Annotated in this window: 8 protein-coding genes and 1 pseudogene; 3 read left to right on the top strand and 6 right to left on the bottom strand. The window is 63.5% G+C overall.

The window, feature by feature from the left end; all coding sequences use genetic code 11:
- Positions 1-200: pseudogene (locus ABEL04_RS07405) on the top strand (aspartate aminotransferase family protein); the annotation flags it as partial.
- A gap of 127 nt (positions 201-327) precedes the next feature.
- Here ABEL04_RS07405 and ABEL04_RS07400 read toward each other — a convergent pair.
- The 6 genes from ABEL04_RS07400 to ABEL04_RS07375 form a co-directional block, all read right to left on the bottom strand.
- On the bottom strand, positions 328-1,290 hold the full coding sequence (locus tag ABEL04_RS07400) for a sodium:calcium antiporter (RefSeq protein ID WP_375801747.1): 963 nt from the start codon (positions 1,288-1,290) through the stop codon (positions 328-330).
- A gap of 78 nt (positions 1,291-1,368) precedes the next feature.
- The gene (locus ABEL04_RS07395; protein WP_375801746.1) at positions 1,369-1,914 is read right to left on the bottom strand and encodes an SPOR domain-containing protein; all 546 of its coding nucleotides are present in this window, start codon (positions 1,912-1,914) and stop codon (positions 1,369-1,371) included.
- Positions 1,915-2,030: 116 nt separating this feature from the next.
- The gene (locus ABEL04_RS07390) at positions 2,031-2,924 is read right to left on the bottom strand and encodes an aldehyde dehydrogenase family protein (RefSeq protein ID WP_375801745.1); all 894 of its coding nucleotides are present in this window, start codon (positions 2,922-2,924) and stop codon (positions 2,031-2,033) included.
- Positions 2,822-4,414 (bottom strand): aldehyde dehydrogenase family protein, encoded by a 1,593-nt coding sequence (locus ABEL04_RS07385; protein WP_375801744.1) that lies wholly within the window; start codon positions 4,412-4,414, stop codon positions 2,822-2,824. The genes ABEL04_RS07390 and ABEL04_RS07385 overlap by 103 nt, the downstream gene beginning before the upstream one ends.
- Positions 4,415-4,592: 178 nt before the next feature.
- Entirely contained in the window at positions 4,593-5,507 is a 915-nt protein-coding gene (gene deoC / locus ABEL04_RS07380; RefSeq protein ID WP_375801743.1) for a deoxyribose-phosphate aldolase, read from the bottom strand.
- A gap of 297 nt (positions 5,508-5,804) precedes the next feature.
- Positions 5,805-7,193, bottom strand: a complete 1,389-nt coding sequence (locus ABEL04_RS07375) for a sigma-54-dependent transcriptional regulator (RefSeq protein ID WP_375801742.1) — start codon at positions 7,191-7,193, stop codon at positions 5,805-5,807.
- 301 nt (positions 7,194-7,494) lie between these two features.
- Between ABEL04_RS07375 and ABEL04_RS07370 the strand changes: the two genes are divergently transcribed.
- Entirely contained in the window at positions 7,495-8,436 is a 942-nt protein-coding gene (locus tag ABEL04_RS07370) for an ABC transporter substrate-binding protein (protein WP_375801741.1), read from the top strand.
- The coding region (locus ABEL04_RS07365; protein ID WP_375801740.1) for a FecCD family ABC transporter permease at positions 8,433-9,454 on the top strand (1,022 nt) is incomplete at its 3' end. The genes ABEL04_RS07370 and ABEL04_RS07365, both read left to right, overlap by 4 nt.

The following is a 9,454-nucleotide window of genomic DNA, read 5'->3' as shown; positions in this document are numbered from 1 at the left end:
CCATGAACGATCCGGACGATCCCATCTTCACGAGCGTGTACCGTCTCTCCGCCGACGTCCTGACGACTCTCCGACCGTCCCTGACCGCCGATCGGGACGAGGCGGTCGTCCTGCGCAGCGTCCTCATGAAGCCGGAGCACGAGACGCATGCAGGGCCACTCGTGGAGCGGCTTTCCACCCTCGCGGACGATACCCTCTAACCTGCGCGTCTTCGCCCCAGAGCCGGGCCTATCACGTATTTCGTATCGCATCTTGACGTTGCATAATACGAAATACACGACACAAAACACGCAGCACCTTTCTTCGCCCAAGCACACCTTCCGATCCTCAGGTCACGAACGGTCCTGCCGCAAAGAGCGCATAGATCAACAGCAGGAGGACCCCGCCCCACCGCGGCACGCGCCGCTGCCCCATCAGAACAGTGATCAGGAGCACGGCCCCCATGCACACCGGCAGGTAGAAATAGCGGGTCGCCGCGCCTACGGGCACCGGCCGCACCAGTGCAATGATTCCCGCATTGAAGCCGAAGAAGGCGAGGGCTGAGCCCACCACATTTCCAAAGCTGATGTCCGGTCGCCCTCTGAGGGCAGCGGGCAGCTCACGGGCCACCTCCTCCACGCTCACCAGCAGCGCGAGCAACGTCATGCCGAAGGCGGTGTCGGTCCAGCCCAGCGCTTCGACGACGGGCCGGGCACCGCGAACCAGCAGTTCGCCCCCCGCCACGATGCCGACCAGCGAGGCCCCAAACCACGCAATGGACCGGGCGGTCCCGGCCTCTCCGTCCTCCTCCACCTCCGCCTCTACCGCCGCCGTGGGCGCGACGTGAATGCCCTGCCGTTCCCACCGGAGCAGGAGCCCCACCGCCCCGATGTATCCGAGGAGGAGGATCGCCCCGTCGATGCGGGAGAGGCGCCCCCCCGAAACGAGGGGATCGTAGGCGAGCAGTGCCACGAGCGCTACGGCCCCAACGGGAAGCAGAAGGATGCGCCGGGGCGCCCGCTCGAAGTCAAGGGGCACGACGAGCGCCGTGAGACCGAACGCCAGTGCCAACGCCACCATGGCGGCCCCGACGATGGTGCCCAGGGCAATGCCCGCCGTGGCCTCGTAACTTGCCACGGCACCCACCCCCAGGTTCTCGGGATCGAACCCGATGAAGACGACGCTGATGAGAAAGGCTGAGAGCCCAAGCCGATGCGAGACCCCGATCGTGCTGTCCACCAGCCGCTCTGCGGAGAAGAGCACCAGGACCAGTCCAAGTGCGAACAGTGCGAGTCCGGGAAGAAGGGCCATATCAGGGAGGGCCTAACGAGCCCGGGCGCATCTAGCGTCCACGGGCCGAAATGACTCACATGCGTCGCCTCGTCCCCACTACCGCGTTACCGTGACGGTGCTTTGCGCAATGAACGCGCTCTCAAACTTTTTGCGGACGAATGTGAGGGCTCGACTAGCCCTGCTCCGGCGCGCAAACGCCCCGATTCGCACGCGGTAGTACGGCTGCGAATAGACGACATTGATGGGTGGGCTTTTGCCGAAGGCAGACTCTGGGGCTTCTTCTTTATTGTTGTTCCACCACTGACGAACCTTTGCTCGGAAGTCCTGAGCAGCCTGCTGGTCGAGGGCCGAGAAGACCTGAATGCGAAAGCCCTGCAGGGTTCGCTTCACCATTCCCTCGGTACGCGCCCGCATCAGTTGCTTCGAGACCTGATGATCAATGTCAACGTCCTCCTCAGGCGGACGGGCTTTGTACTTTGAAGCGTCGAACGTTTCGTACTGGGCCACGCCCGTTCTCTTCTCGGACCGGTTCGGATCTGATTCCGCGGAGGGCCCGCTCTCCCCGGCCGTCTCGGACGGCCCGCTACAGGCGCAGAGCAGAAGAGCCGCGGCGAGAGCGATTAGGGGCAAACGGTGACTCATGGGGATGCTGAGGGCGTATCATGGGCACGATGGGGGAGTGCGGCAGGGCCCTGTGGCTGGACCGCAGACGGTGTTTCGGGATCGCGGATCCGCCAGTGACTCGGGCGGTCCCGCTCCTACCGTCCGACCGGATGCCACGTCGTTTTGAATTCCACGAACGGCGTAATCCAGTAGGGCGACTCGCTGTCCTCGGAGCGCCACTCGGCAGGGTCACGGTCCGGCCGGAACTCGAGGCGGGTCACGCTCTCAGCGCCCTCCCGCTCCAGGATGGTCCGCTCTTCGGTCGAGGCTCCTACACTCAGAATCGCGTCGACGTCCCGATGCCCGCCCACGTGCTCGCGGAGCTCCGATCGGTGCCCGGTGAGGATGTTGACGACCCCGCCGGGGAGATCGCTCGTTTCGAGGACTTCGGCGAGGTCGATGGCTAGGGTGGGGGCGTCGTTGTCGACGATCAGGATGGCGGCATTGCCAGGCATCAGGATCGGTGCCATGCAGGAGACGAGCCCGAGGAGCGGGGCGTTCTCGGGGCAGAACGCCGCGACGACGCCTGTCGGTTCGGGCACCGAGAAGTCAAAGTGGGAGCTCGCCACTGGGTTGACGGTCCCAAAGACCTGCGCGAATTTGTCGGACCAGCCCGCGTACCAGACCAGGCGGTCGATCGCAGTATCCACCTCCGCCTCCGCGTCGTGGCCATCGTACCCGGCAGTGTCGACCAGGGCGTCGACGAACGCCTGTCGGCGGGACTCCAGCATCTCGCCCATTCGGTACAGGATCTGTCCCCGGTTGAAGGCGCTCCGTGAGCCCCATCCATCCTGGGCCTCGCGGGCCGCCACTACGGCATCCCGGAAGTCCTTGCGCGACGCACGGCAGATGTTGGCCACGAACTCGCCCTCGGGGTCGGTGGTGGTTATGTATCGTCCGCTCTCTGTTCGGGGGAAGTCCCCGCCGATGTAGAGCTTGCGGGTTTTGTAGACGGGGAGCCGTTCGTAGGGGGATTTTGTGGATGCCATGACTCAGAAGGGACCTCTAGGTACGGAAGAAGACCGTGGACGCCGCCCTCGCGGCCGAAGCCGCTCTCTTTGTAGCCGCCAAAGGGACTGGCGGGGTCGAACTTGTTGTAGGTGTTGCCCCAGATCACGCCGTTCTTGAGGGCCTGCGAGATCGAGAACAGCTTCGAGCCCTTGTCGCTCCAGATGCCGGAGGCCAAGCCGTACTCGGTGTTGTTGGCCCGCTCAATGGCTTCCTCGGGCGTCCGGAAGGTCGTGACCGACAGGACCGGCCCAAAGATTTCTTCCTGCGCAATCCGGTGGGACTGGGTGACACTGGTAAAGAACGTGGGCGGGAACCAGAATCCGTCGTCGGGCAGATCGCACTCCGGCTGGAATTTCTCGGCGCCCTCCTGCTCCCCAATATCAACGAGGCGGCGGATCTTCTCGAGTTGCTGGCGCGAGTTAATCGCTCCGATGTCGGTATTTTTGTCGAGGGGGTCCCCCACTCGCAGCGTCGAAATCCGGTGCCGGAGCTTCTGAATAACCTCGTCGGCCACGCTCTCCTGCACGAGCAGCCGGGAGCCAGCGCAGCAGACGTGTCCCTGGTTGAAGTAGATGCCGTCGACAATGCCTTTTACGGCCTGGTCGATGGGCGCATCTTCGAAGATGATGTTTGCCCCCTTTCCGCCCAGCTCAAGCGTGAGCCGCTTCTCTGAGCCCGCCAGTTGACGCTGGATCTGCTTCCCCACCTCCGTCGACCCGGTGAACGCGATCTTGTCAATGTCGGGGTGCTCGACGATGGCCTCTCCGACGGCACCGGCCCCCTGGACGATGTTGACGACGCCAGGGGGGAGGCCCGCCTCTTGAATAATCTCGGCCAGCTTCATCGCCGTGAGGGGCGTCGTCTCGGCGGGCTTCAAAACCACGCAGTTTCCCGTCGCGAGGGCAGGGGCAAGCTTCCAGGCCGCCATCAGGAGGGGAAAGTTCCAGGGAATGATCTGGCCGCACACGCCGAGCGATTGTGGGCGTCCAGGCCCGGGAAGGGCGTACTCGAGCTTGTCGGCCCAGCCGGCGTAGTGAAAAAAGTGGGCCGCCACCAGCGGAATGTCCATGTCCCGCGACTCGCGGATGGGCTTGCCTCCGTCCATCGACTCCAGGACGGCAAACTCGCGGGATTTTTCCTTGATCATGCGGCCGATGCGGTAGATGTACTTCGCCCGCTCCGTCCCCGGGAGATCGCGCCAGTGGGCCTCGTAGGCGTGCCGGGCGGCCTCAACCGCCCGGTCGACGGTTGCCTCGTCGGCCAGACCAATTTCGGCGATGGGCTCCTCACTGGCCGGGTTGATCGAGGGAAAGTAGTCGTCGGCCTCCTGGAAGCGACCGTCGATGAACGGTCCGTACCGGTCCTCTAGACGTACGTGGTCGGCGGATTGAGGGGCCGGCGCATACTCCCACCGATCGCCAAACAGCAGTTCGCGGGCCGTGTCGGCATCCGTCTCTAACTCAGCCATGGGGTTCAAACGAATAGTTCGAGATCAGAGGGGAGTCAAATGAGCTTTCGCGTGAGCACCTCTGTGAGAAGGGCGGTATTTCGTATTGCGTAGTTCGTATCGCTGGCCTACGTACGAGTACGCAGCACGAGATCCGCAGTAGGACTCAGCGCACAGATCTTGTGCCCCCGCAGAACGTTCATCCCAAAGACAAATATCGCTTTGAGTAGTACCGTCCGTGCCGCTCCTTCTCCAGCTGGAGCAGCAGGTCGTTGAGGAGCGAAGAGGCCCCGATGCGGAAGAGAGCGGGCGTCAGCCACTCGTCGCCGAGGGTTTCCTTTACCATTACCAGGTACCGGAGCGCCGGCTTTGCCTTTCGAATCCCCCCGGCCGGCTTCATGCCTACCTTTTGCCCCGTCTTAAGATGATGGTCGCGAATCGCTTCCAGCATGACCAGGGTCACTGGCATAGTGGCCGTCGGTTTCACCTTCCCCGTGGAGGTTTTGATAAAGTCGGCCCCGGCGTCGATGGCGATCTGACTCGCGAGGCGGACCCGATCATAGGTTTCCAGCTCTCCAGTCTCTAGGATGACTTTTAGGTGTGCCTCCCCTGAGGCGTCTGCCAGCCTGCTGAGCTCCCGGTGAACCTGCGCGTACTCGCCCGACAGAAACGCATTCCGGTTCATGACCACGTCGATCTCGTCGGCCCCAGCCTTGCGGACCCGTTGCACCTCCTCGACACGCTCGTCGAGGGCCGCCTGGGCGCTGGGAAAGTAGCTGGCTACCGAAGCGACCTTGACGTCCGTACCGGCGAGCTGCTCACGCGCCACCGAAACCATCGGCGGATAGACGCAGACGGCCCCCACCGAAGGATAGTCGCGATCCGGATCGGGCGTCCGGGCCTTCTGGCACAGCGACCGGACCTTGCCCGGCGTGTCGGCCCCCTCCAGGGTGGTCAGGTCCAGCATCCGGATGAGCATCTTGAGGCCCTCCACCTTGGCGTCCGTCTTGATGCTGCGCGTGGCCAGCCGTGAGGCGCGCTCTTTCGCGGCTACCTCGTCGACACTGGGGACCTGCGGGGGGCGGTACTCCTCCGAACCGTCGAGCACTTGCATAAGCCTGAGAGGATTAACGTGTGTCCGGAAGGGACCGTGTTGCGAAAGTCGTGGAGACGGGAGTCCGCCCCCAGCGATGCCGAGAACTTGCGCACTGAGGGGACGCCGTAGGGCTGGACCGTTTCAGCGTTCCCAACACTGCCCCCGTGTCCCCCGAGGGCGTTGCGGTAAGACTGTAATCGGACACGGAGGGGTTTGGTTCACGGAGCAGGGCTCTTCCACTTCTTTCCTTCGGCACCAGAGACAGGCTCCCGGGCCGCCCACGTGCCACAGGATTCCCCTCCCCGAACCGCAGGCCTACCGATCTACGACTTCGTCGAGATTATACCGCTTGCGCTTGTCCCAGAGCGTTTTCTTCGAGATGCCGAGGTCGTCGGCGATGTCGGCGTAGCTGTCGTCCGCGCGCGCCTCCAGCGTGTCTCGGATGTAGGCCTTTTCTACTTCCTCGAGCGTGTTGCCGAGCGGAAATCGGAACCCATCGCTAGTTCGTTTCCCGTCGCTGAGCCGGCTCGGGGGAGCCAGAGTGAGATCCTCCGTGCTGATTCGGTCCCCGTTCGCAAAGATCATCGCTCGCTCGATCACGTTGCGAAGCTCCCGCACGTTGCCGGGCCACGAGTGATCGAGCAATTTTTGCTTCGCGGCGTCGGTGAACCCCTTCACCTCGCTTCCAAACTCACGATTGAAGTCCTTCACCAGATGATTCGCGATCAGGATCACGTCGTCTCCCATCCGACGAAGTGGGGGGAGCTCCACGTTAACGACGTTGATGCGAAAGAACAGATCCTTCCGAAAACTGCCTTCTTGCACGCTCTCCTCTAGATCCGAGTTGGTGGCGCAAAGGACCCGGACATTGGCTGTTTTGTCCTCGACCCCCCCGAGACGTCGAAACTCGCGGCTCTCGAGAAACGAGAGTAGCTTGGCCTGCAAGGCCAGACTCATCGAGTCGATCTCATCGAGAAACAAGGTGCCCCCATCTGCCACCTCGATGAGCCCTTCTTTCGAGTCGCGGGCATCGGTGAAGGCCCCCTCCTCGTAGCCGAAGAGCTCGGCCTCGAGCAGGTTGTCGGGCAATGAGGCACAGTCGATGTCGGTGAAGGACTCCTCGGCCCGAGGAGAATTGTAGTGCAGCGTCTTCGCCGCAAGATTTTTTCCTGTGCCCGTTTCCCCCGTGAACAGAACGGTCGTGCTCGAGGCACCGCAGAGCGTCTCGAGGGTCTCGCGCACTTCTACGATGGGGTCACTTTCGCCCAGGATGCCCTCGATCGGGTACTTCTTCTGTTGCTCGGTCTTGATCTGCTGGAGTTCCTGCTGTGCCCCATACAGCTCGATGGCCTTTTCCAGGAGGGCCCGCATCTCTTCCAGGTTCACGGGCTTCTCTAGGTAGTGGAAGGCCCCCTGCCGCATGGCCTCCACCGCCGTCTGGACCGAAGAGTGGGCCGTCATGATGATGAAGGGGACATCGACCTCTTGTTCGCGGAGCTCCTCCATGAGCTCCACCCCGTCCATGTCGGGCATAATCATGTCCGCCACGACGACGTCAGGCTCCTCCGTCCCCTCCTCAATTTTTTCGACGAGCGAGAGGGGATTGACGAACGCCTCAACATCGTAGCCGTCCCGCTCGAGGACATTTTTGAAGAGGTTGCCGATCTTCGGCTCGTCGTCGACGACAAAAATCTGCTTGCTCATGGTTGCGGTGCGGCTCTATCTTTGGGGCTGCCCTTCAGTCGTTACAACTTGTAACTTATTATAGCAGTGCAGTACGTTTAACCCAAATTTACGGTCGCGCGATGCCTGTTCTTCCTTGATCCTTATTCACAAAGCTCCTGTTCAGGGGCCACCGGCAGCATGCGTGTGTCTGAGACGTCCCTTCTGTTGCGGACCCGTTTCGTTTTCACAAGCGGCCACTGTCCTTTCAACACCTTCCGCACCACGCAGTATGAGAGTCTCGGTTGCTTTCCTGGACAGTTCCAGTTCTCTGCTTGCCCTGATGGTTCACCGACTTCTTTTGCCGTTGCTCGCCGTCCTGGTGGGTGCCGGGTGCGGGCCCTCCTCATCGGGCGATGCGGGCAACACGGTCGTCGATGACCTCGACCGGGAAGTGTCTGTTGATCGCCCGGTAGAGCGGGTGGTGTCGCTGGCACCGAACCTCACAGAGCTCGCCTACGCCGCCGGCGCGGGGGCGTCGCTGGTTGCAGTTACGTCGTCCTGCGACTACCCGCCTCCTGTGGATACGCTTCCCCACGTGAGTGCACTGCCGGTCGACTTTGAAGCCATCGTGGCCAAGAAGCCCGACCTCGTGCTGGCGACTGATCAGATCAACGCACCGAACGACACGGGCACCTTCGAGGCCCTCGACGTCCCCATCTACTTTTTCTCGTTCGATACTGTTGGGGACATCGTGGAGGGCATTCGCACCATGGGCCGCCTGTTGGGCACAGAGGCCGCCGCGGCAGACAGTGCCGCAGCACTCCGGCAGAACATCGAGGCGCTCCGGGCACGGACGGAGTCGATCCCCTCCGATCAGCGGCCCCGAGTACTCGTGCTCGTCGGCGACGCGACGCTCTACAGTTTTGGCAAAGGCAGTTACGTACACACCCTCGTCGCGTTGGCTGGGGGGCGGAGCGTTACCTCCGACATCGATAATCAGGCCCCAACGCTCAGCGACGAGTACGTCCTCACCGAAAAGCCGGACGTCATCCTGGGGTTGTGGGGAAGCGACTACGATTCGTCCCGCCTGCTTAAGTTACATCCGACGTGGGACATCGTGCCGGCCCTCCAGAACGACCGCGTCTACAGTCTCCCGACGGCTCTCATCGGTCGCCCCGCCCCCCGAGTCGTCGAGGGGGCACGCCGACTGGCTCACCTGCTGCATCCCACGCTGGTTCCCGCCCCGTCCTCCTCCCCCTCGCCAGCAAAATCGGGCTCATGAAGCGACCGTGGCTCGCTGGGCTGGGCCTGGCCGTGTTCCTGGTCGTTACGGTCGGGACGGCCGTAGCGGCGGGAAGCGCGACGACAACCTGGACCGACGCATACCGAGTGCTCGCCCACCATCTGTTGGGGATCGTCCCTCATCCCGGCCCAACGCTCGACCGCATCGTGTGGCGCCTGCGCCTCCCCCGAGCCCTGCTGGCCTGCATCGTGGGGGGAGGACTCTCCATCATCGGCGTGGCGATGCAGACGCTCGTGCGCAATCCCCTCGCGGAGCCCTACATTTTGGGCATCTCCAGCGGCGCATCGGCCGGGGCCTCGTTGTTTTACCTCGGCTTCTTGCCTCCGCTCATCAGCAAAACCTTGACGATGCCGGTCGCCGCCTTCGCAGGGGGGCTGCTCTCGATCAGCATCGTCTACCTTGTGGCCCGAACCGGGACTCGCGTATCGGTGACGCGCCTCCTGCTGGCGGGCGTTGCCATGTCGGCGCTCATGGCGTCCGTGACCTCGTTCGTCACCTTCTCGTCGCCGGAGCCCGACAAACTCCGGGCAGTCCTCTTCTGGCTCCTGGGCTCGTTGAGTGGGGCGCGTTGGGGCATTTTGCCGATTCCCGCCCTCACTACGGCGGTCGGCCTGGGGGCGATGCTGGTGCTGGCCCGCCCGCTCGACGCGATGCTGGTGGGGGAGGAGCCGGCCCAGAGCCTGGGGATGCCCGTCGAAGCGCTCAAGCGGGGCCTCATCGTGCTGGCCACCCTAGTGACGGGATCGCTGGTGGCCGTGTCGGGGGCGATCGGGTTCGTGGGCCTCATCGTGCCGCACGCCGTGCGCCTGCTGGTGGGCGTGCCGCACCGGCGCCTAGTGCCCCTCAGCTTCGTCGGCGGCGCCATCTTCCTCTGCTGGGCCGACCTCGCCGCGCGCACCCTCCTGCCCGGCCAGGAGCTCCCCGTTGGGATTCTGACCGCCCTCTGCGGCGTGCCGTTCTTTCTCTTCCTCCTGCGGCAGCGAGCGTACCAGTTCGG

The sequence above is a fragment of the Salinibacter sp. genome (genome assembly GCF_042218895.1).
Taxonomy (GTDB): domain Bacteria; phylum Bacteroidota; class Rhodothermia; order Rhodothermales; family Salinibacteraceae; genus Salinibacter.
This window is presented reverse-complemented; position numbering and strand designations above follow the sequence as displayed.